Below are 23,274 nucleotides of genomic sequence, written 5' to 3'. Positions count from 1 at the left end.
CCTTCTCTCTATGCTCCCCATACTAATTTTATAATTAAATTTTCGATTTTAGAATTATCATTGTACTTAATTAAATACAATAAAAACATACACTTTTTATTAATTCTGTTATATTTATATATTACAAAATTATCAATTTTTTTTAGAGCATACTTAATTTTTTTTATATACTCAACCCATTCTTCCTTATTTAAAGTAAACTTAGCTTTTCTTCCAATACTTATTCTCCAACTTAAATCATATAAAATTACATATTGTAAATATTTACTTGTTGATCCAGTCTTAAGGTGTGACTTGTCTAGTATATCTAACGTAAATTTATTAATGCTACCCAAAAACCATTCCTTATTTCTCCATGATTGTTGCATCGTAGACTGCATACTCTCTCTATATCTATAAAAATACTGGGCTTCCTTAACTACTCCATATTTTTCATCATTAAATATAATTTCATTAATTAGTTTAGCATCTTCACCATATTTAAGCTTTTCATTAAATTTTTTACCTTCTAAAGCATTTGATTTAATGAATGTACCACTAATAGACATCTGTATAAAATCAAAATTTTTATTTATATCTATAATGTCATCATCATTAAATTTGTAATTTAGTATATGTGGTTCATTCTTTGCTTCAAAAAAATAAATCGGTACACTTACTACATTAATTTCATTATTATATTTTTTGTGGAAATTTTTCACTTTTATTAATGTGTCTTTTGACAACAAATCATCAGAATCTAAAAAGTTTATATATAACCCATTTGCATGTTTTAGTCCTAAATTTCTAGCTGAGCTTACCCCCTTATTTTCTTGATTAAAATACTTTATATTTTTAGGATATTTCTTTGCATATTCTTTAATAATAAGATGGCTATCATCAATACTTCCATCATTAATTAATATTATTTCTACCTCTTTTTCAAAATCAATCTCTTCTTGTTGTAATATGCTTTCTATACATTCCCTTAAATACATGTATGAATTATAAACAGGAATTATAATGCTAAATTTGTATAACATTTTTCTTAATCTCCTAATAGTTTTTATAAATATGCTTCATATGCATCGCATACCTCTTTGGTATTTCCCACCATTTTAACTTGACCTTTTTCTAACCAAACTACTTTAGTACAAAGTCTTCTTATTTGTCCTAACGAATGAGATACAAACAATACTGTAGCATCTGATTTTATTAACTCCAGCATACGTTCTTCACTTTTTTTTCTAAATCGTCCATCTCCTACTGAAAGAACTTCATCTACAATTAATATTTGTGGAATTTTAATTGTAGCAACAGAAAATCCAAGTCTTGCTTTCATACCAGAAGAATAGTTTTTTATAGGTACATCTATAAAATCTCGTATCTCTGCAAAATCAATTATTTGATCCATTTTTTCATTTATAAATTTTTTATCATATCCTAATATTAATCCATTTAAATAAATATTTTCTCTTCCTGTAAGGTCATTATCAAACCCTGCTCCAAGTTCTAACAAAGGTGATACTTTCCCCTTAATTTCAACCTTACCAACTGTAGGCTTTTGTACTCTGGATGCAATTTTTAGTAATGTACTTTTTCCGGCTCCATTTAGTCCTACAAATCCTACTACTTCACCTTTTTTTATTTCTAAATTTATATTATTAAGTGCTATAAATTCTTCGTATTTAATTTGTCTTTTAATTTTTCTTACTACGTATTCTTTAAGCGAATCCACTTTTTGAGTAGATTTCACAAAATACATTCCAACATTCTCAAGTTTTATCACAATATCTTTCATAATTGCCTCCTATATATGTAGAATAAATTTATCTTGTTTCTTATAGAATACTATAACTCCAATTATCAATAATATTACAGCATATATTGGACATAGCGCCCAACTTTTAACCGCTGTTATTTGTCCATATAAAACACAGTCTCTAAATACTTTTATAACTGGAAATATAGGATTTAAATTTAATATAGCTACATATTTAGGATTGATAATATCTGCTGAATAGAATATAGCTGATGCATACATAATAATCATTAACACAACTGAATATAAATGTTGCATATCTCTAAAAAATACATTAATTGTAGCTAAAATTAATCCTACACCTAAACAAATAAAGAATAAACATATCAATGGATAAAAACTTAATAATATTACCTTTGTCACTTTTACTTTAGTAACGACCATTATTCCAATCAATGGAACTAGAGAAATAAGAAATATTATAAAAGATGATATTACTCTAGATAGTGGATATAAATATTTAGGTACATATATCTTTTTAATCAAAGAACTTTTTCCTGTTATACTATTCATACATTGATTAGTTGACTGTGAGAAAAAATCATAAATTAATCTACCAGCTAAGCAATATACAGGGAAATTAGGAATTTTACTTTTAAATAAAGTTGAAAATAAAAAAGTTAATACAAGCATAATTAGAAGCGGATTAAGCATACTCCATACTATACCTAAAATAGAATTTCTATATTTTAATTTTATATCTTTTTTTACAAATTCCCATAACAAATATCTATATTCTTTAAATGTTTTTATTTGTGTAATCATTAAACTTCTCCTTTTACTTATGTATATATCTTTTTATTTTTTTCATTATTCTATTATCAGACCATTTTAAAATATTCATTAGTGTTCCAATTCCAAAGCCTTGGTTATTTAAATCATCTCTCAAATATCTATTTCTTATAATTGTATCGTATTTTAAATGTAGTTTTCTCTTAGATGTTACTGTATTTTTAAATGCTTCATTTATATTATTGTTTTTACGGATATGATAGTTAGCTAAAATTTCTTCAATTACTTCTATATCATATTTTATTAAAAATCTTATATTAAATTCCCAATCTTCTAATACCTCTAAATCTTCATCAAAATAACCAATTTCTTTATATACTTTAGTTCTGTAAACAAAAGAAATTGGTGAAAATAGGTTATTCTTTATCATATCATATAAACTAATCACATCTTTTAAATCAGTATTAAATGGTTTTACTTTTTTTACTTTTATTTCATCATTTACTACCTTTTCATAAACTTTATTGCTATGAGTAATTACTCCCATACAACTTTTTTTATATTCAAGATATCCTACAGTTTTTTCTAAAAAATTATTATCCCAAGTATCATCATCATCATGCATAACAACATATTTAGTTTCTACTGCCCTTGTTCCTAAATTAATAGCCTTATGTAACCCACTTTGACCTTCATTATTTATAATAGTATATTTATCTGATGCAACTTGATTATTATCTATAATATTATGTATTTTATTTAAATCACCTTTATCATTAACTAATATAATTTTCCACTTATTATAAGTTTGATTCATTATATCTTTAATAGCTCTATCTAAAAAAATATATCTTGTTGATGTTCTAACAATAATAGATATAGTGTACAAAAAATACCCTCCTTTTAATTCTAAGATAACTTTTCTTTTATTAAATTATATAATCTTTCACAATTGTTCTTATCTTTAAACTCAAAAAATGAATCCGCTCTTTTTGAATATTCTTCATTCTGGGTATCTTTCTTTTTTATAATTCTATAAATTTCTGTTATTAATTCATCCTTTTGTTTTATTACTTTTCCAAAACCATCTCTTTCATATTCAAAGTAAGATTTTCCTGCATGTTCTTTAAAAAATTCATTTTCATCAAATTGATAATAAATATTTTTATTGCCTATATATGCACTATCAAAATGTATACTAGAATAATCTGTTATAAAAAGTTTAGATTTCACAAGTAATTCTGCTATATTAATTTGCTCAGATTTATATATTTTTATGTTTTTAGAATCAACTGTAAATACTTCCCCTAGTTTATTAATACCATGATGAGTAATAAATATTAGTTTATAATTTTCTTTTTGTAAAATATCATTAAGCTTTTTATCAATTAATAATGACTGTATATTTTTATAGTAATATGATTTTAAAAAAGCTTCTTTTGCTTTTTCTACATATACTTCATCACAATTAGCCAAATCAAATAGATACCTTCTCCATGTTGGAATATATAATATTATATTATCTTTATTTACTACATCTTTAAGTTCTATAAGTTCATCATATCTTGATATTCCTACATTTGCCACTTCGCTTTCTCTATATCCAAATTTATCTATAACAAATAGTTTTTCCTTATTGGTTGTAGTTACAAACAAATCAATATCTGAAACTAACTTTCCATAAACTTCACTTACATCTTTATCTAAAATTCCATGTTGTAAAAATATTTTTAATTTTTTAGGAAAAATTTCACTGAAAGTTCTGTAAAAAATCCTACTACCCCAAGGTTCAATAATATTTTTTTCTGTCGATGCTACTACTGTACTTTTTAAAAAATAAAGTTTGTGTTTTAAACTTCCTTTAATAATAACTTGTCCGATTTTTTTTGCACTGTCTATTTTATCGCAATGCTTCTCTAATAAATAAACACTTTTTATCTCCGGATGATTTTTATTTAAATATTTAAAAAAAGCAATCCCATTATCCTGAGCTTGATCTTCTCTTTCAGATATTATCCAAATATTATTAGGTAAAAAAGGATATAAAACATACATAAGAATACCAGTTAGGAACATATCTAATCCATTTATAATATAGCTCATGTATAACACTCCTTTAATATACTCTAGTGATTTACTCACTTACATTAATTCATTTTATTAAAACATATTCTCAATGCATCTTTCCAACTTGGTAACTCATTAAATCCATTATCTAAAAGACTCTTTCTACTTAACCTAGAATTTAGAGGTCTTATAGCCTTTGTCTTATACTCACTTGTAAGTATATAATTTATTTTACATTTTAAATTTGCTAATTTCATAATTTCTTCTGCAAATTCTGCCCAAGAACAAAAGCCTTGATTTGTAGCATGATATATACCGTATTTTTCACTTACAGCCATATCACATAAAAGAACAGCTAAATCTGCTGTATATGTAGGACTTCCTATTTGATCACATACTACATTTAAACTTTCTTTTTCTTTGCCTAATTTAAGCATTGTTTTAACAAAGTTATTTCCATTAGCTCCAAATACCCATGAAGTTCTAACTATAAAATATTTCTCTAGATGTTTCTTAACCTCTAATTCACCTTTATATTTTGATCTTCCATAAACGGAAACTGGATTAGGGGTTTCATCTATTTCATGCGGTTTATCTCCAGTGCCATCAAAAACATAATCGCTTGATATATATATCATCTTTGCATTTATTATTTTACATACTTTTGCTATGTTTTCTGTTCCATATACATTTACTTTTGTACAGATTTCTTCTTCATCCTCTGCCTTATCAACAGCTGTATATGCAGCACAATGTATAACACATTCTGGTTTTAATCCTTCTATATATTGAGATACTTCATTATAATTTGTTATATCTAATTCTTTTCTTGTTGTTCCAATACATTCAATATTTCTTTTTTTTAATTCTTTTATAACATCATAACCTAATTGCCCATTAGCACCTGTAACAAGTATCACTTTTTAGTCAACCTTTCTAAATTAAGACTTTAACTTATTAAGCATAATTTTAAATAACCAGTTTGGCATATATTTTATTATAACTTCAAAGTAAGCTTCCTTTTTGCATAAATATCTATATTTTATTATTTCAAATATATCTTTATTGATTCTACCATTACAAAATTTTTTAATGTCTTCTAAGTTTATATTTTCTTCATCAATATAATCCTTTAATTCATTTAGCTTAATCTGTAATGTATCTACCCTTAATTTATAATAATCTTCTTTATTGTTAATACCTTTTAAACTACCTGTTTGATTGTTGCCATGCATTCTATAATTAACTAAAGTTTTATTCGTAAATGATATTCTTCCATAATAGCTTGCTATAGTGCATAACCATTGATCATGTATCATATAGTTTGAAAAAGGAATAGCCTTTTTTGCAACTTTAGAATCTATAAGCATACAGCATCCTGAAACGCAATTTTTAAAGAAAAATTGTGGTAATAAGTTTTCTCCATAAATATAATTCAATCTTGGTTTAGCTTGTATTAAAGTATTAAATTTAACATTTCCATCTTTATCTATAACTTTCATATCACTATAAGCAAGAATAGAATCTTCATTTTTAATTAAATTAATCAAAGTACTAATCTTATTATTTCCCCAAATATCATCTTGATCACAATAAGCAAAGAACTCCCCTTTTCCTAACTTAGTAAGTTCTTCAAATGCCTTATTGGACCCTTTATTTTCATCACATCTAATTAAATTATAAGAAAAGTTTGTAATATATCTTTTAAATAATTCTTCATCTACTGGATATTCAGGACAGTCATCATAAATCAGCACTTCTATATTATCATAATTTTGGTTATTTAGGGAAATAAGTTGCTCTATAAGCCATTCTTTATTAGGTTTATATACTGCTAATAATATACTTACCAAGGGCAAAGTATCATTAACATTCATTTTATTTAAATTACAATTATCTTCTTTAACCATCTTGTTCAATTGACAATGAACAATGAACAATGGACAAATTAGGATGAAATTCCTTTAGAATTTCTAAAATTATATAATATACATTTTTCAAAAATCACGTAATTATTTTGTCCTTCATTGTCAATTGTCAATCGTCAACTGTCCATTCTCCTCTATCTATTTATTAAAAATTTGTGATTGTGCTTCGCACTTTATCTATCTGTGAAAAGTTCTTAATTACAGCATAGCTGCTTTATTTATTGGTGAATAGTTCTTAGTTGCAGCATGACTGCTTTATTTATTGGTGTACATCTTCTCATAGTAGTTTGCATATTCACCACTAATTATATTTTTCCACCAAGTTTTATTATCTAAATACCATTTTATAGTCTTTTTAATACCTTCATCAAAACTTGTAGTTGGAAGCCAACCTAATTCATTATGGATTTTTGTTGGATCTATAGCATATCTCATATCATGACCTTTTCTATCTTCTACAAATTTAATTAAATCTTCAGATTTTTCTAATTCATGAATGATTGTTTTTACTACTTTTAAATTAGTTCTTTCATTGTGTCCACCTATATTGTAAACTTCTCCTACTGTTCCCTTATGAATTATTAAATCAATAGCTCTACAATGATCTTCTACATATAACCAGTCTCTAACATTTTCTCCTGTTCCATATATAGGTAGTTCTTTATCATTTAAAGCATTTGCTATCATTAATGGAATTAGCTTCTCTGGAAAATGATATGGTCCATAATTATTAGAACATCTTGAAATTGTAGTTGGTACATTGAATGTACGATTATATGCTCCAACTAAAAGGTCCGCTGACGCTTTACTTGCTGAATATGGACTTGAAGTATGAAGCGAAGTTTCTTCTGTAAAGAACAGATCTGGTCTATCTAACGGTAAATCTCCATAAACTTCATCTGTAGATACTTGATGATATCTTTTTATACCATATTTTCTACAAGCATCAAGTAAAACTTGCGTTCCAATTACATTAGTCTTTAAAAATATTTCTGGATTTTCAATTGATCTATCAACATGACTTTCTGCTGCAAAGTTTACTATTATATCTGGATGTTCTTTTTCAAACATATTGTATACAGCTTGTCTATCTGCTATATCTATTTTATAAAAACCAAAATTCTCATTACCTTTAACATTTTCTAATGTTTCCATATTTCCTGCATAAGTTAAAGCATCAATACAAATTATTTTATAGTCTTTATATTTATTAAGCATATAGTGAACAAAATTACCACCAATAAATCCTGCTCCACCAGTTACTACTATTTTCATATATTTATCTCCTCTAACCATTTGTCTAAAACTTTATAATAAATTTAACAAAATCTAAATATTCACACTTGGTATAAGTAGTATTTACAGATATTAAGTATAATTTAGAATATCATTAAAAAGTACAATCACTATCTTTTAAAAATGGTGCTTTTTTATCTTTTTCTGAAAGAATAGGATTTTCTATTCCCCATTCAACACCTATTTCCGGATCATCAAATTTAATACTTCTATCACTTTCATAATTATAATAATTATCTGTCTTATATACAAATTCAGTATCATTAGTTATGGTTAAAAATCCATGACCAAAACCTCTTGGTATAAATAATTGCTTTTTATTTTCTACTGAAAGCTCTACAGCTACCCATTGTTTGTATGTAGGAGAATTTTTTCTTAAATCAACAGCTACATCTAAAACTGCTCCTCTAACACATCTTACAAGTTTAGCTTGAGCATGCTCACCATTTTGAAAATGAATTCCTCTAAGAATTCCTTTTTCTTTTGAATATGATTGATTATCTTGCACAAAATCACAAGCTATTTCTGGAGTTTTGATTTTAGAGTAAGTTTCCATAAACCATCCTCTTTCATCTCCAAAAACTTGTGGTTCTACTATATAAACACCATCTAATTTAGTTTTAATTAGATTCATAATAAGCACCCTTTCAACTGATAATTGTAAATTAATACATTATTTTCCCTGCAGCAACATTCTTTAAATGTTCGCCATATGGACTTTTTCCATATTGCTCTGCACTTTTAAGCAAAGTTTCTTCATCTATCCAACCATTTTTATATGAAATTTCTTCTAAACATGCAATCTTAAGTCCTTGTCTAGTTTCAATTACTTTTACATACTCAGTAGCTTCAGTTAAACTATCAACTGTTCCTGTGTCAAGCCATCCATATCCTCTTCCTAGATTTATTACATCAAGCTTACCGTCTTCAAGATATATCCTATTTAAATCTGTAATTTCTAATTCACCTCTAGCTGATGGCTTTAAGTTTTTTGCATATTCACAAACCTTATTATCATAAAAATAAAGTCCTGTAACTGCATAATTAGATTTTGGAACTTCTGGCTTTTCTTCTAAAGACATAGCCTTGCCATTTTCATCAAATTCCACTACGCCAAAACGTTCTGGATCGTCTACATAATATCCAAATACCGTTGCACGGCCTTCATTTTTAACTGCTTTTTTAAGATGAGCTGTTAAACCATTTCCATGAAATATATTATCTCCAAGTATCATTGCACAACTATCATTTTCTATAAACTCTTCTCCTAATGTAAAAGCTTGAGCTAATCCATCTGGAGATGGTTGAACCTTATAAGATAAATTTATTCCATATCTTGATCCATCCCCTAATAATTTTTCAAAATTAGGTAAATCCTTAGGAGTTGAAATTATTAATATATCTTTAATTCCTGCTAACATTAAAGTTGATAGTGGATAATAAATCATAGGTTTGTCATATACCGGTAAAAGTTGCTTTGATGTTACCATTGTCAATGGATAAAGTCTTGTCCCACTTCCACCTGCTAACACTATTCCCTTCATAAAACTCCTCATTTCATTTTAGTTATTTAGATTAAACATTATTACAATTATTTTAACATAAAGCTATAAATAAACAAATTTTATTTACAATTTTTTACGGTTATTATTTCTTGATTACACTAGAATTGCATTTGCATTGCAAATTTATGTATATAATGATATTATCAAGCTATAAAAAAGTATGTATCAGTCCAAAAGTTCCAATCTAATAAGCATATTGGTCTGCTATTTTTAATATTTTTATAATCTTATATAAAGGAAGATGTTAATGATAAAAGAAAATCAAAATTTATTGAATAAAAGTAATGCATTTTCAGATATTTTAATTTTATTTATATCTATGACTTTAGCATATTTCATTCGTTTCTATATATTTTCACCAGAAACTGATTATATTAAATTGATTAAATATATACAATTTACATTCCTTATTGTTCCAATAAATTTAATAATATATAATTTCTTAGATCTTTATCATTCTTTTAGAACAACTGCTTTTAAAAAAGAATTTATTCAAATAATTAAAGCAAATACAATCTTAACAGCTATTTTGTTATCGCTATTATTTGTTTTTAGATTAGTTGATATTTCTAGATGGGTTGTTGTAATATTTTATTTTGTTAATATAACTTTAATCGCATCTAAAAGATTTATTTTAAGGCAAACTTTATCTAAAATGCGTTCTAAAGGGATGAATTTAAAGCATGTAATAATTATTGGTGCTGGAGAAGTTGCTAATGAATATTTAAATATAATTAATAATAATAAGAGCTTTGGATACAGTTACTCTGGATATGTAGCTAACTCATCAAATTTTCAAGGTAATAAACTTGGAGATTATAATGATTTGTTTGCTGTTTTAAATAAATACAATGCCGATGAAGTTGTTTGCGCTCTTGATATTGAAGATGCAAAATATTTAGAATCAATAGTTTCTGCTTGTGAAAAAAGTGGAACAAAAATTTCTATAATACCATTTTGTTATAAGTATATTCCTAGTAAGCCTTATATAGACCAACTAGGTAGTATTCCGCTTATTAATGTAAGAAGAATACCTCTTGATAACTTCGGTAATGCATTTATGAAAAGAACTATAGATATACTGGGCTCTCTTGGATTAATTATATTGACAAGCCCTATAATGATAGTTGCTGCATTAGTAATAAAATGTACTTCTGAAGGACCTATTATATTTAGACAGTCTCGTGTTGGTTTAAACAAAAATACCTTTACAATGTATAAGTTTAGATCAATGAAAGTTAATTCCGAAGAACAAAGCGGTTGGAGTACAAATAATGACCCTAGAAAAACTAGATTTGGAGCTTTTATTCGTAAATTTTCTATTGATGAATTACCACAATTCTTTAACGTATTAAAAGGAGATATGAGTTTAGTAGGTCCAAGACCTGAAATTCCTCATTTTGTTGATGAATTTAAAAATGAAATACCTCTTTACATGGTAAAGCATCAAGTAAAACCAGGAATAACTGGACTAGCCCAAATTAATGGATTTAGAGGAGATACTTCAATTAAAAAGAGAATAGAATACGATATTCACTACATTGAAAATTGGGATATACTATTAGATATATCAATACTATTCAAAACAGCATTTAAAGGCTTTAAAAATAATGAAAAGCTAGTAATAAAAAATAAATCAGTAATTGAAAACCCTGAAAATGTAAATAACAATAATATAAATATATAAAAAAACAAGCATGTCCTACACAACTAACTCAGCTATGTAGGACATGCTTATTTTTTAAGTTTATTCAAATTCAACAAATCCAACTATTATATTAATAACTTCTATTAAAATATCTTGTGATACTCTTTCCACAAAATCCTCATTCCTCATTCCTCATTCCTTGCAACACTTATATTTAAAATGATATAATATTATTTATTAATATTGTCTATTTTTAATAAGCAAATTAATTTAAAATTATATAAAAATAAGACTATTCGTAATTAGGATATATTTTAAATGTATGTTGATATATCTAGTAGAAAAAATTATATTCTATTGTCAGATATCAACTTTAATAAATATTTTTTTGATTAATTATTTATATTTTATTATAATTGCGAATTGGCATTAAATTTTCTTTTTAGAATTCTTAATAAAGATTTGTTGAATTAATTGCTTGTCACAATTTTATATTGGGAGCATGCATTAATTAGACTAAGCTTTATTTTAGTATTCTTAAAGTAAATTTCTCAGTCCAATGAGCTTTATTATAAAATATAAATATTACTGAATAGAAAAAAATAATATTTTTAGGAGTGTTAAGTATGTATCTTCTTGAAAGAATTGAAGACAATTTAAAGAAAAAATCCATTGGATTTTTCTTACCTATTACATTTATATTAACCATAATTCCACTTATTGTGAGACTTAAAATGGTTCAACTTGATGATGCAGGTGTAGATTTATATGCAGTAGCTGAGCAAGCTGATTTCTTTTCACAAAATAAAGCTCTTTGGTTAGCTATTTTTTCTGTAATACTTTTTATATTTGCTTTATTTTCATTTAAAAAGTTATTTGAAAAAAGAGATAAAACTACTACTGCAATTTTAATTTGTACTGGTGTATTTTTAATCTTTACTTTCCTTTCAGCAATGTTTTCACAATATAGACAAGTTTCTTTCTTTGGATTTTATGATAGAGCTGAAGGATTTATTACTATTGCATGTTATATGATTATTTTTGTGTATTCTATATATGCATTTAAGAGTACACATTGTTATAAGTACATGATAATACCTATATTTATTGTAATTTTAGTTAATTCATTTTTAGGAATTTTTCAATACATAGGTAATGATTTAATTAATAGTAAATTAGGTATTGCATTAGTTGTTCCTAGCAAATATAACCTAGGTGAAAATGGATTAAATTTACTATATGAAAAAGGAAAACTTTATGGTACTTTTTATCATTACAACTATGTTGGTAGCTTTGTAGGTCTTGTTTTACCAATATTATTTTCTTTAACTATATTTGAAAAGAAAGTAATTAATAAGATTGTCTTAGGAGTATTTTCATTGCTTTCAGTATGGTTATTATTCGGTAGTACATCTCGTGCTGGTATAATTGGTTTATTTGTAGCTATAATTTTTGGGCTTATCATCTTTGGAAAAGTAATATTTAAGAGCTGGAAACCTCTTGTTATAACTTTAGCTTGTATTGCAGTTTTAGCTGTTGGAGGTAACGTTGCTACTAAGGGCCAACTTTTTGAAAGAGTACCTTCTTTAGTATCAGATATATTTAGTGTTTTTAATAATAAAAGTAATGTAGATTATAGAGCAAATACCCCTATAAGTGATATAAAACATGTTGATAAAAGTGTAGAAATAACTGTCCCAAATGATGTTTTAAAAATATATTTTGAAGATAGTATTTATGTATTTAGAAATTCCAATAATGAAACTGTTCAATACGATATGGTAGATGGCATTTATAAAACCTCTAATGAAAACTTTAGTAATATTTCATTTAGATTTGGTAAGTCAAGTAAATCTTCTAGCAAAGCAGATTTATTCATGTTACAAGTTAATGATAATCCAACGCTCATGTTTAAATTAAAAGAAGACAACAGTATTCATTTAAGAGATTCAAATGGAATGAGATTTATTGATGTAGAATATCCTGAAACCTTTGGATTTAAAGGAAATGAAAAATTAGGATCTGCAAGAGGATATATTTGGTCAAGATCAATTCCTTTAATGAAAGAAACTTTATTATTAGGTAAAGGGCCAGATACCTTTGCTTATGTATTCCCACAAAATGATTTAATGGGTAAATACTACGCTTATGGTACTCCTAATATGATTGTAGATAAACCTCATAATTTATATTTACAAATTGCAATAAATAATGGCTTAATAGCGCTAATCGCATTCTTAGGTATAATGTTAATCTATATTGTAGATAGTATTAAATTATATGCCTTAAAGAAAGAATACAATGAGTCTCAAATACTCGGTGGAGTAACATGTCTAGGAATTGTAGGATACCTTTTCGCAGGCATGTTTAATGACTCAGTAGTCAGCGTTGCACCAATGTTTTGGATAGTATTAGGTGTTGGAGTTGCATTAAATTACTTAAATAAAAAGGAAACTAAATAATTTTAATTTATATAATTTAAACTATACTTGAAATTAAAAATCCAGAGTTATCACTTGATTCTCTGGATTTTTTTACTCTTCACTTTTAAACATTATTTCACCTATATTAATTTATTTATATAGTAAACATATTCTTTAAAATCTTCTAAATGATTTTCTATAATAGCTTGAACAATTTTCATACTTACAGCTTTATAATCATGTACAGCTATATTTCTAAACCCCACCATAGATTTCATCTTTTTAGTTAATTCATCATCTAATATTTTATTTGAATTAAGTACTTCAAAAGCATCTCTACTATTTTGTGGAATACCTAAACGCTTTTCTGCTATAATGTGCATTGCTAAATCAATTGTGGCTTCACAAGCTCTTTGTATATTTAAAATTATTGAATCTTGCTTAGTATAATCACATAAATTACTAGGATCATTATCATAAACTTCATATATTCTATTTAATGCTCTATCAATTTTTTCACTTCTATTTAAAATAACATCATTAATCAAATTTAATTCTCCTTTTTTTAATATTATCTATCCTAAGTTCAATTACTCAATCTATTTTACTTATACACATATAAATAATTTGTTCAAAAAAGGTACTCCCACATTGGGAGTACCTAATATATAAACTTTAAATATGATAAAAAGCTTAATTTAAATTATGCGATCCAAGCTCCGTTAGCTCCTAAAACATAACCATTAACAGTTGTGTTTGAAAGCATTTTTCCTGAACCATCTAAGTAGTACCAAGTACCATTATCATTTAACCATCCAGTTTGCATAGCTCCTGAAGCGTTAGTGTAGTACCAAGTTCCGTTATCGTTGATCCAACCAGTTTTCATAGCTCCTGATCCTTGCATAAAGTACCAAGTACCATTAACGTTTTGCCATCCAGTTTGCATAGCACCTGAAGCGTTAGTTAAGTACCAAGTTCCGTTATCGTTGATCCAACCAGTTTGCATGATTCCAGCTGCATCTAAGAAGTACCAAGTACCGTTTAAGTTTAACCATCCAGTAGCTTTAGCTCCATCTTCTTTAATGTAACTCCAAGTACCATTTTCAGCTTGAGCCCATCCAGTTGTTACTTCTGGTTTTTCTTCTTCGCCATCTTTAGCTCCGATTACTGAGTAAACTTCATCTTTTTCATTCCAAACAACCATGTTGTCTTTGTTGTAAACTGACATTTGATCCATTGATCCGTCTACTTTGTAAACTTTATCCCAATCATCTTTATTATCGAATTTGTAAACAAATCCTGAATCTAATCTCCAAAGGTTTCCGTCTGCATCAACATCTACAGCTACTGCATCTTCATCATCAGCTTCTTTAATATCGATGTAGTTAAATCCCTTGCTTGTTTTGAATTCGATAGTTTGAGCATTTACTGTTTCTGAATCTGAATCAAATGTATGAGCTATAACTTTTCCACCAACTATGTTGAATTTTGCATTAGCAAGTAATTCTTTATTTGCTCCCTTGTCGTTAGAAATAACATAGTTAGTTACTGTTTTAGCATATTTAGCTCCATCGATATCTCCTGAAGCTTGAGCTTTAGATATCTTTTGGATAACTTCGAATGATACTGTTTTGTTTCCATCTTTAGATTGGAAAGTTTCTGCATCAACAGTTACATCAATTCCATTGATTTCAGTAACAGTGTTATCTCCAGCATTAACTGTGATAGTTGCGATTCTGTAGATGTTATTAGAATCTTGTCCTATAACTTCAGCACCTGTAACTTTTGCTGATAAATCACCTTTAATTATTCCCTTATATTGAGAATCAGTGTTTTCTATTGTTACAGCTGCACTAGTAGTAGCTCCGTCAGTAACTTTTACTTTAATTTTTCCTAAGTTGTAATCTGCATCTATGTAGTTACCTTTTGCATCTGTATAAACATTTAATGGAGCTCCAGCTTCTCCACCATTTGTAGCTTCTTCAGATTCATAAGTAGTTTCGTACCAAGTTTCACCAAACTTGTTTCCAGCCATTTCTTTTAATGAAGAATCTTTAGGTTGACCATGATCAGAATATCTGTCATCAGCATTGTTTTTGATTTTCTTTCTTAAAGCTGTTGCAACTTCATCAATGTCATTTTCTTTTAAATCTTCATCTGTTACTTTACCGTTTGATAAGTCAACAAAGTAGTCTCCACCATCAACAGAAAGATATTTTTCTCCGTATGTTCCATCGAAGTCTGCTCCTGTATCGATGTCTTCTAATTCAGTGTATTTTCCGTTATTTAAGAAGTATACAGCATCTGTATCTTCATCTTTAACATTACCATCTATAACAAAAGCTCCGTTTTTGTAAGCTTGTGCACTATAAACAGTACCATCTTTAGATTCTATTCTCTTATAATCAGCAGCATTAACTCCAGTAGCTGGAACTAATGATATTACAGCAGCCGCAGCTACTAATAAAGCTGTTGCTTTGTTTGCTCTATTAAACATATTTTTTCCTCCTAGTTTTCCACTTTAAATTTCTTTTTCTTTAGTTTTTCTAAACTTTTATCTTTAGTCTTTGTGGAATATTATTCACTTTTTTCTTTTCGTAATATAATACATCCACTTTTTTATATTTCGGTACTTTTTTTGTAGTTCTTTATACTTTTTTGTAATATTTCTAAGTTTTTTTTAATATTTTTATGTTTTTTCCTTATAAATTTTAGATGTATTAAAAATACTTTCATAAAATGTAATAAAAATACTTAGTATTTTTATTAAAAAACACCAAGTAAATAGAAGTTATTTAATTTTATTCAATTTTTGTATATAAACTTATATTTAATATAATTAAAGGCTATCTCATAGACATTAATATCTAACTTGAGATAGCCTGTATATTTGTTATTTTAATTTATATTGATATTTAATTACGAGGGAAAGTTGTAATTTAATACAATACCAATTTTAAAGCGTAGATTTTAATTCACAACTATTATCTAATCCAAGCTCCATTTGCTCCTAATGTATATCCATTTACACTTGTATTAGAAAGCATTCTACCTGAACCATCTAAATAGTACCATGTTCCATTATCATTTAACCATCCAGTTTTCATTGAACCATTGCCGTTTAAATAGTACCAAGTTCCTCTATCATTTATCCAACCAGTCTTCATAGCTCCTGATGACTCCATGAAATACCAAGATCCATTTATATATTGCCATCCAGTTAACATGTTTCCACTATCATTTAGATAGTACCAAGTTCCCCTATCATTTAACCATCCTGAATGAGCCATTGATCCATCGGCATTTAAATAGTACCAATTTCCAAAAGGATTTACCCATTTGTTTGATTGCATTATTCCATATTCATCAAGATAATAATACGTTCCATTTACATTAACCCATTCATGTTTAACTTGATTTCCTTCATTGTCAAAGAATATCCAATTTCCATAGTTATCTTTATCCCAGCCTATTTTGTTTTCATGTTCATCATCTTTATCTTCATCAGATGAATTTTTCTCACTTATTATTGAATATACTTCATCATCTTCATTCCAAGTAACTATATTATTTTTATCATAAACTGATAATTTTTCCATAGAACCATCTACTTTGTAGACTTTGTCCCAATCTTCATCATTATCAAATTTATAAATAAATCCTCCATCTAAAGCCCATAAGTTACCATCTACGTCTATATCATATGATTCTTCATTATCCAAATCTTGATCTTCTTCTTTAGACATATCAGTGTAATAATGTCCACTTCTTGATTTTAATTCTATAGTTTGAGCATTTATATTATCTCCATCTACCTTATATTCAACAAGCTTTCCACCTACTGCTGTAAATTCTCCATCTAATAAATCTTCTTTATCACAATCTTTATCAGATATAACATAAGTAGTTACATTCTTTGAATAATAAGCTCCATCTATTTTTTTAGAATCTTGTGATTTTGATATTTTTTGTATTGTTTCGAAACTTACAGAACCATTTGCACCTTTTGTAAATACATCACTATGCTCATTTATCTTATTTCCATTTATTTGTTCTATTATAATGTCAGAAGTGCCATCACCCTTTGCTTCAATTGCTGCTTTTTCAATTAAAGTTGCATCTGCTATTGCTGTTTTTTTTGCTGCCATTGCTGCTTCAATTGCTTTTGCATCTTTTGCTACTGCATCTCCAATTGTATCATTATATGCCTTTTCTGCAGCTTTAATTATTGCATCTTGAACTGCCTTTATAATGCCTGTTGCTGATTCTGTTTTAGCATCTCTTATTCCTTCAAGTGTTGTTATTGAATCTGCTGTTAATTTATCAGCTTCTTCTTTTACAATACTTACTGCTGAAGCCGTTGTTTTAACAGTTTCAATTGTTGCTCCTTCTAGACCAGCTTGTTTATCAACTTCATTCTTTATAGCTTTTTTAACGCTACCGTCTACATTAATTCCCTCTATACCATTTATTGCCATTTGTATATCATTTATTGTTGCTGTTCCTGCAGTACCTTCAGTAACAAGTGAAGGATTAATATAAACTGTTACAGTAGCTTTTCTATATATATTATTAGAATCTTGTGCTATAACATCTTGATTAGAAACCTTAGCTTTTAGTGCCTTTTTTACACCTGCAACTTCAAATTCTTTATCAGTATTATCTATACTAATGCTCTTTCCATTTGCTGTTACTCTAACTTTTCCTAAATTGTAGTCAGCATCGATGTAATTTCCTTTTATATCTGTATAAACTGTTAAATCAGATGCAGTGTTTCCATCTCCACCATTAGTCTTTTTATCATCTGCTTCATAAGTAGTTTCAAACCATGCTTCACCATATCTTGAACCCTTAAGTTCTTTTAAATCATTTTTTGATTCATCATGATCTGAATATCTGTCATCTGCTTTATTCTTTATTTTTTTTCTTAATGCATCTGCTGCATCATCTTCCCCATCATCTCTTAAATCATCATCATATACTTTACCATTAGTTAAATCAACAAAGTAATCTCCACCATCTAAATCAAGATATTTTTCATTAAATATCCCATTAAATTCAGAACCAGTGTCTACATCATCTAATTCTGTATACTTTCCATCATTTAAGAAATAGATTGCCTCAGTATCTCCATTTTTTACATCACCATCTATAACAAATTTTCCATCCTTATATGCTTGAGCACTATAGACTGTACCGTCCTTTGACTCTATTCTTTTATAATCTGCAGCATGTACACCAGTTGATGGCACTAACGAAGTTATTCCCGCTGCTACTAATAATAATGATGTTATTTTATTTGCTCTTTTTATCATATTCCTTCCCCTTTCCATGTGCGTGTTTGCAATTTAAAATTTAAACATTATCCTGTACGATTTACATTTATCTTTTTATTAATCTTTTTTATTAATTCTTCTTAATATATATCTCTTCTTATCAAATTCTTTTTATCAATTTTTCTTCTTATCAAAACTCTTTTGCTATGTTTTAAATATGTGTTTATATATGTAATGAGTAAAGTGGCATTGTAATTGGACTTTGAGAATCCTTAATTAGTATTCCTAAGTTTAATTACTCAGTCCAATTTGCTTATACATATATCAACATGCTACTAAAACAGAGCCATTTATTTGTATTTTTCTTTTTATTAATTTTTCTTCTTATCATATCTTAATTACTAATATTTTATTCTTTATCTTATCTGTAATTATTCAATTATTTTTGTAAATAATTTTAATCTCCTAATACACTATTTAACTTATTAAGTTCATATATAGTGTTTAAATCATTAAAATTTCTATTATTCTTCATCTTTAGGTATTATCTTAAAGCCTTAAATTTTTATTTTTTATATTAAAGCTTAATTCTTATATTCTATTATTTTTATTTGCTTTTATAGTACTTTTATTTTTAGCTCTATTTTAATTAAATGTTAATATTTTCGCATAATAAGCGTAGTTGTAATCTCTTATTTACTTTTAGAGTCCTATCTACTAGTTTTACACTATAATATCTAAACATTTTTAAAATCTAGCATATTTTATAAAGTTTAATTATAATGGCTTTTTCTTTAATTATTGTAGGATATAGCTTAATTTACTACCATGTTAACTATTATAAGCAAATTTTTCTTTTTGGTACCTAAAACTTTTTTGATTTTTTTGTCGACAATACTAAATAGAATTACTAATTACTTAATAACTCTAAACAGATTTATTAATCAGTCTATAATTCTAAAAAGAATTATAATTTAAATGACTTTAAGATAAGATTTAAGATAAGAAAAATAAATAAATTGTTTTTATTTACACTATACATTACAAATTTGATTTTATATTTTGGGACCTATTTGGGTATTTTTTCTTCTATTAAGGTTTTCTTAAGAAAAAACTCAAAAATTCTTAACATATTATATTCATTTTTATTACTGATTTAATTTTATATTAAAACAAGCTAAAATAGGACTATGCTTGTTTTAGTATTCCTAAGTTTAATTACTCGATCCATGAGCTTTATAAATGAAAATATATGTTTAAAATATTTATATATACAATAAGTAAGATGGCATTGTAATTGGACTTTGAGAATACTTAATGAGTATTGTCACATTTATTGCTTGTCTCCAATTTCATATTGGGAACAAGCTAAAATGGGACTATATTCATTTTAGTATTCCTAAGTTTAATTACTCAGTCCATTTTGCTTATGCATATATAAATATATGAGATATTTTAATTTTTACAAATTTAACCTAGTATTAATTTTGTATTTATTCAAATAATATTACTGTAAATATTAATGCCTCCAAATAAATATTATTTTTAACTTATTTTAATTTCTTTAATATATTTTTTTAATATATTACTTTTTTTAAAATATTAAGGAAGTGATATTCTATGAATAATGAGAAGTCACCTTATCTACCTAAGGTAAGAACAGACTATCATCCAACACAAGACAAAATAGAAAGTATCTCAGAGGATGGATCAGTTGCGGTTAATCTACCTAATCCAGCTGTGGATGATATCGCGGTAAACAATATAGCTTCCATGGAATTTGACTATACTCAAGATATGACGCCTAGTGAAGCTTTTGATTTAAACAGCACTAATCCAGAACAAAATTATTTTAAACATTGTAACAAATAATTTAAAACTCCTGAGAAAAGAAAACAGGGTACTTAATGACATATATCATTAAGTACCCTGTTTTTTATTAGACTATACTTATTTTATCATTCCTAAGTTCAATTACTAAGTCCACTTTGCTTATGCATATACAAACATCTCTATCTTATATATGTTCGATATTGTTTTATTATTTATATTCTAATATAAGAGCACAGTGGCATTGGAATTTGATTTTCTAGAATTCTTAATAAGTTAAATTACTAAACTCACCTTTATTATTCATATATATAGTATATCTGTTTTATCTCATGTTCAATTTAAAATTCTTATTTGTATTTTGTAATATGTTGATATATGTAATTAGTAAAGTGGCATTGTAATTGGACTTTGAGAATACTTAATGAGTATTGTCACATTTATTGCTTGTCTCCAATTTCATATTGGGAACAAGCTAAAATGGGACTATACTCATTTTAGTATTCCTAAGTTTAATTACTCAGTCCATTTTGCTTATGCATATATCAACATTGTACTAAACATAATTTTAATATTGAACATTCCATCCATCTTCTGTTGCATATAATGAAACGCCATCTTTAAGTCCTGTTTCAAATAAAGATACTCTTCCTGTTGTTAAATTAGTATAAGCAGCATTTTTCATTATTTGATTAGTTGCTCTAGGAATTATACCAATATCTGCTCCAACATAATTTACAAACATATAGCTTGAAGATGTATCTATTCCATGATGTGGAACTTTTAATACGTCTACTTTTGATTTTGCTAAAAGATCTGATTCTATTATATCTTTTTCTGCTAACCATTCTATATCACCAGTAAATAATGCACCTAAATTATTGTAATTTAAATATACTATAGCTGATTGATTATTTATTTCCCAATAGTTTGCTGATACTCTTTTATCAAGAGGCTTTGCATAGTACACATCTCTATTAACAAATTTTAAAATACCTTCTTCATCAATACCTTGTCCACTAACTGCATTTATAACTTCTATATCAAGATCTTCTATTAAGTCCATAGTCTTTTTAAATACTCTATAGTCTTCTTTCATAATCTTTATATCACTAGATTCAGATCCAGTTTCCTTTAAATCTAAACAATCTTCTAAATAACTTTTTTCTGGCATATATATTTTTTCTACATTAAAATTCTTAAGAATTTTATATAAACCTCCAATATGATCTGAATGAGGATGAGTTATTATAACATGATTTATTATTTTTTTATCATCTTCATCTTCTTTCATATCTTGATTTTCTAAAAAGTCTATTACTTTCTTTTCACTATCTTTTGTATTTAATCCAGTATCAATTAATGCAGTTTCACCATTTGGAAGTTTTATAAATATACAATCTGCATTTCCAACATCTAAATATTCTACATAAAGATACTCATCTATTTTTCCGCCACCTTTATATAAACCACTATCAGTAAAGCTTTCAGCTTCACCATCTATAACTATATTACCTATTGCTAATTCTCCGTTTGCTTTAACATAATATTTTTTATCATTATTTTCTATCCATTCATTGGATAACATTTCACCAGTTTTATTAGAGTAACATTGCTTACCATCTTTTTTGTAAAATCCTGTTTGCAATATTCCACTTCCATTAAAATAGTACCATTTATCATCTATATTCATTTTTCCAGTAGCCATTTCACCAGTTTTATATAGGTAATATTTGTCCATTCCTAATTCTAGCCATCCATTTTGCATTACTCCATGATTATCTAAGTAATACCATTTGTAATCTATATAGTTCCAATTAGTTCTCATTGCACCATATTCATTAAAATTGTACCATTTACCACTAAAATCTTTCCATCCAGTAACAACTGAATGATCATCCTTAAAATAATAAGTGTTCTTATTAAGTACATAATTAGGATCTTTACTAGGATCTACTATTTCATACTCATCTTCTTTAGAGCTTGTACTATCTGAATCAATATCATTTTCTTCTTTATTATTTTCAAGAGAGCTTTCTTCTTCCCCCTCTTTATTGTCTTCTTTTACTTTTTCTGAATCCTTGATATTTTTATTGCTTTTCTCTGAGTCTTTAAGTTCTTTATCTTCTATTTTATCTTCAGATTTTAAATCAGTTTTATTCTCATTATATTTGTCTTTTTTATCATTATGCTTATCAACTTTACTATTTGTTTGTTCCTTCTTCTTTAAAATTGGTTCATATACTTTAGGACTAGATTCCGTTCCTATATATATGTACTCTTCAATTTCAAACCAGCCTGTTTTTTGTAACATTCCATCTTCCGTAAAATAAAATCTTTTTCCATTAATAACATGCCATCCTGGCTCTGGAGTTTTTTCCTCTTCATCTAGAACCTCATCAACATCTTCTTTTAAATCCTTTTCTTTTAATTCACTTTGAGATAACTTGTCATCTTTCAAATTATTTTTTTGTGAATTCTTTTCTTCTGATTTACTCTCTTCAGCATTGTTTTCTTGCTTTTTAACTTTTGACGATTTATTTTCTAATGAGCTATCTTTTTGTGACTTAGAAAGATCACTTGTAGCCGCATATGCATTTACATTAGGAAAAATACCACTTATAAATGTTGTAGCCATAATTAGTACTATAACTTTTTTCTGTAAATTAAAAATAACAATCCCTCCCTCAAAAATTTCCTGCATATAT

At 26.9% G+C, this 23,274-nt stretch carries 17 protein-coding genes; 3 read left to right on the top strand and 14 right to left on the bottom strand.

Going from position 1 to position 23,274, the window contains the following annotated elements; translation table 11 throughout:
• Positions 1-8: 8 nt before the first annotated feature.
• The 10 genes from RYM86_RS05015 to rfbA all read right to left on the bottom strand — a co-directional run bounded on the left by RYM86_RS05015 (position 9) and on the right by rfbA (position 9,368).
• The gene (locus RYM86_RS05015) at positions 9-1,022 is read right to left on the bottom strand and encodes a glycosyltransferase family 2 protein (protein ID WP_315078310.1); all 1,014 of its coding nucleotides are present in this window, start codon (positions 1,020-1,022) and stop codon (positions 9-11) included.
• 23 nt (positions 1,023-1,045) lie between these two features.
• Positions 1,046-1,780 carry an ABC transporter ATP-binding protein gene (locus RYM86_RS05010; protein ID WP_315078308.1) on the bottom strand — a complete coding sequence of 245 codons (735 nt, stop codon included), beginning with the start codon at positions 1,778-1,780 and terminating at the stop codon, positions 1,046-1,048.
• Positions 1,781-1,789: 9 nt separating this feature from the next.
• Positions 1,790-2,566 carry an ABC transporter permease gene (locus tag RYM86_RS05005; RefSeq protein WP_315078306.1) on the bottom strand — a complete coding sequence of 259 codons (777 nt, stop codon included), beginning with the start codon at positions 2,564-2,566 and terminating at the stop codon, positions 1,790-1,792.
• 13 nt (positions 2,567-2,579) lie between these two features.
• Positions 2,580-3,422: a glycosyltransferase family 2 protein gene (locus RYM86_RS05000; RefSeq protein WP_315078305.1), complete on the bottom strand. Its 843-nt coding sequence runs from the start codon at positions 3,420-3,422 to the stop codon at positions 2,580-2,582.
• A 20-nt stretch (positions 3,423-3,442) separates the two neighbouring features.
• Positions 3,443-4,636 (bottom strand): CDP-glycerol glycerophosphotransferase family protein, encoded by a 1,194-nt coding sequence (locus RYM86_RS04995; protein WP_315078304.1) that lies wholly within the window; start codon positions 4,634-4,636, stop codon positions 3,443-3,445.
• A gap of 44 nt (positions 4,637-4,680) precedes the next feature.
• On the bottom strand, positions 4,681-5,520 hold the full coding sequence (gene rfbD / locus RYM86_RS04990) for a dTDP-4-dehydrorhamnose reductase (protein WP_315078303.1): 840 nt from the start codon (positions 5,518-5,520) through the stop codon (positions 4,681-4,683).
• A gap of 21 nt (positions 5,521-5,541) precedes the next feature.
• Entirely contained in the window at positions 5,542-6,510 is a 969-nt protein-coding gene (locus RYM86_RS04985) for a glycosyltransferase (protein ID WP_315078301.1), read from the bottom strand.
• 273 nt (positions 6,511-6,783) lie between these two features.
• Positions 6,784-7,803, bottom strand: a complete 1,020-nt coding sequence (rfbB, locus tag RYM86_RS04980) for a dTDP-glucose 4,6-dehydratase (protein ID WP_315078299.1) — start codon at positions 7,801-7,803, stop codon at positions 6,784-6,786.
• A gap of 115 nt (positions 7,804-7,918) precedes the next feature.
• Entirely contained in the window at positions 7,919-8,458 is a 540-nt protein-coding gene (rfbC, locus tag RYM86_RS04975) for a dTDP-4-dehydrorhamnose 3,5-epimerase (RefSeq protein ID WP_315078297.1), read from the bottom strand.
• Between the two features lie 31 nt (positions 8,459-8,489).
• Positions 8,490-9,368, bottom strand: a complete 879-nt coding sequence (gene rfbA, locus RYM86_RS04970; protein WP_315078295.1) for a glucose-1-phosphate thymidylyltransferase RfbA — start codon at positions 9,366-9,368, stop codon at positions 8,490-8,492.
• A gap of 268 nt (positions 9,369-9,636) precedes the next feature.
• Between rfbA and RYM86_RS04965 the strand changes: the two genes are divergently transcribed.
• Both RYM86_RS04965 and RYM86_RS04960 read left to right on the top strand, forming a co-directional pair.
• The gene (locus RYM86_RS04965; RefSeq protein ID WP_315078293.1) at positions 9,637-11,076 is read left to right on the top strand and encodes an undecaprenyl-phosphate glucose phosphotransferase; all 1,440 of its coding nucleotides are present in this window, start codon (positions 9,637-9,639) and stop codon (positions 11,074-11,076) included.
• Positions 11,077-11,663: 587 nt separating this feature from the next.
• The gene (locus tag RYM86_RS04960) at positions 11,664-13,499 is read left to right on the top strand and encodes an O-antigen ligase family protein (protein ID WP_315078291.1); all 1,836 of its coding nucleotides are present in this window, start codon (positions 11,664-11,666) and stop codon (positions 13,497-13,499) included.
• 101 nt (positions 13,500-13,600) lie between these two features.
• Here the strand turns inward: RYM86_RS04960 and RYM86_RS04955 are convergent, their stop codons facing one another.
• The 3 genes from RYM86_RS04955 to RYM86_RS04945 all read right to left on the bottom strand — a co-directional run bounded on the left by RYM86_RS04955 (position 13,601) and on the right by RYM86_RS04945 (position 18,775).
• On the bottom strand, positions 13,601-14,008 hold the full coding sequence (locus tag RYM86_RS04955) for a type VII toxin-antitoxin system HepT family RNase toxin (RefSeq protein ID WP_315078289.1): 408 nt from the start codon (positions 14,006-14,008) through the stop codon (positions 13,601-13,603).
• Between the two features lie 155 nt (positions 14,009-14,163).
• On the bottom strand, positions 14,164-15,957 hold the full coding sequence (locus RYM86_RS04950) for an N-acetylmuramoyl-L-alanine amidase family protein (protein WP_315078286.1): 1,794 nt from the start codon (positions 15,955-15,957) through the stop codon (positions 14,164-14,166).
• Positions 15,958-16,444: 487 nt separating this feature from the next.
• Positions 16,445-18,775, bottom strand: a complete 2,331-nt coding sequence (locus RYM86_RS04945) for an N-acetylmuramoyl-L-alanine amidase family protein (protein ID WP_315078284.1) — start codon at positions 18,773-18,775, stop codon at positions 16,445-16,447.
• Between the two features lie 1,581 nt (positions 18,776-20,356).
• On the opposite strand from RYM86_RS04945, the gene RYM86_RS04940 reads away from it, so the two are divergent.
• On the top strand, positions 20,357-20,608 hold the full coding sequence (locus RYM86_RS04940; RefSeq protein ID WP_315078282.1) for a hypothetical protein: 252 nt from the start codon (positions 20,357-20,359) through the stop codon (positions 20,606-20,608).
• A 526-nt stretch (positions 20,609-21,134) separates the two neighbouring features.
• On the opposite strand, the gene RYM86_RS04935 is transcribed toward RYM86_RS04940, so the two are convergent.
• Complete coding sequence (locus RYM86_RS04935) at positions 21,135-23,204, bottom strand: MBL fold metallo-hydrolase (RefSeq protein WP_315078281.1); 2,070 nt, start codon at positions 23,202-23,204, stop codon at positions 21,135-21,137.
• Between the last annotated feature and the right edge of the window lie 70 nt (positions 23,205-23,274).

This window comes from uncultured Clostridium sp. (assembly GCF_963527835.1).
Lineage (GTDB): Bacteria > Bacillota > Clostridia > Clostridiales > Clostridiaceae > Clostridium.
The sequence above is the reverse complement of the archived record's forward strand: the minus strand, read 5'-3'. Positions and strand labels throughout refer to the sequence as shown.

Excerpts from the sequence above, each read along its gene's own strand:
- RYM86_RS05015 (WP_315078310.1), bottom strand. The coding sequence starts at position 1,022 with ATGTTATACAAATTTAGCATTATAATTCCTGTTTATAATTCATACATG.
- RYM86_RS05010 (WP_315078308.1), bottom strand. The coding sequence starts at position 1,780 with ATGAAAGATATTGTGATAAAACTTGAGAATGTTGGAATGTATTTTGTG.
- RYM86_RS05005 (WP_315078306.1), bottom strand. The coding sequence starts at position 2,566 with ATGATTACACAAATAAAAACATTTAAAGAATATAGATATTTGTTATGG.
- RYM86_RS04995 (WP_315078304.1), bottom strand. The coding sequence starts at position 4,636 with ATGAGCTATATTATAAATGGATTAGATATGTTCCTAACTGGTATTCTT.
- RYM86_RS04985 (WP_315078301.1), bottom strand. The coding sequence starts at position 6,510 with ATGGTTAAAGAAGATAATTGTAATTTAAATAAAATGAATGTTAATGAT.
- rfbB (WP_315078299.1), bottom strand. The coding sequence starts at position 7,803 with ATGAAAATAGTAGTAACTGGTGGAGCAGGATTTATTGGTGGTAATTTT.
- rfbC (WP_315078297.1), bottom strand. The coding sequence starts at position 8,458 with ATGAATCTAATTAAAACTAAATTAGATGGTGTTTATATAGTAGAACCA.
- rfbA (WP_315078295.1), bottom strand. The coding sequence starts at position 9,368 with ATGAAGGGAATAGTGTTAGCAGGTGGAAGTGGGACAAGACTTTATCCA.
- RYM86_RS04965 (WP_315078293.1), top strand. The coding sequence starts at position 9,637 with ATGATAAAAGAAAATCAAAATTTATTGAATAAAAGTAATGCATTTTCA.
- RYM86_RS04960 (WP_315078291.1), top strand. The coding sequence starts at position 11,664 with ATGTATCTTCTTGAAAGAATTGAAGACAATTTAAAGAAAAAATCCATT.
- RYM86_RS04950 (WP_315078286.1), bottom strand. The coding sequence starts at position 15,957 with ATGTTTAATAGAGCAAACAAAGCAACAGCTTTATTAGTAGCTGCGGCT.
- RYM86_RS04945 (WP_315078284.1), bottom strand. The coding sequence starts at position 18,775 with ATGATAAAAAGAGCAAATAAAATAACATCATTATTATTAGTAGCAGCG.
- RYM86_RS04940 (WP_315078282.1), top strand. The coding sequence starts at position 20,357 with ATGAATAATGAGAAGTCACCTTATCTACCTAAGGTAAGAACAGACTAT.
- RYM86_RS04935 (WP_315078281.1), bottom strand. The coding sequence starts at position 23,204 with ATGGCTACAACATTTATAAGTGGTATTTTTCCTAATGTAAATGCATAT.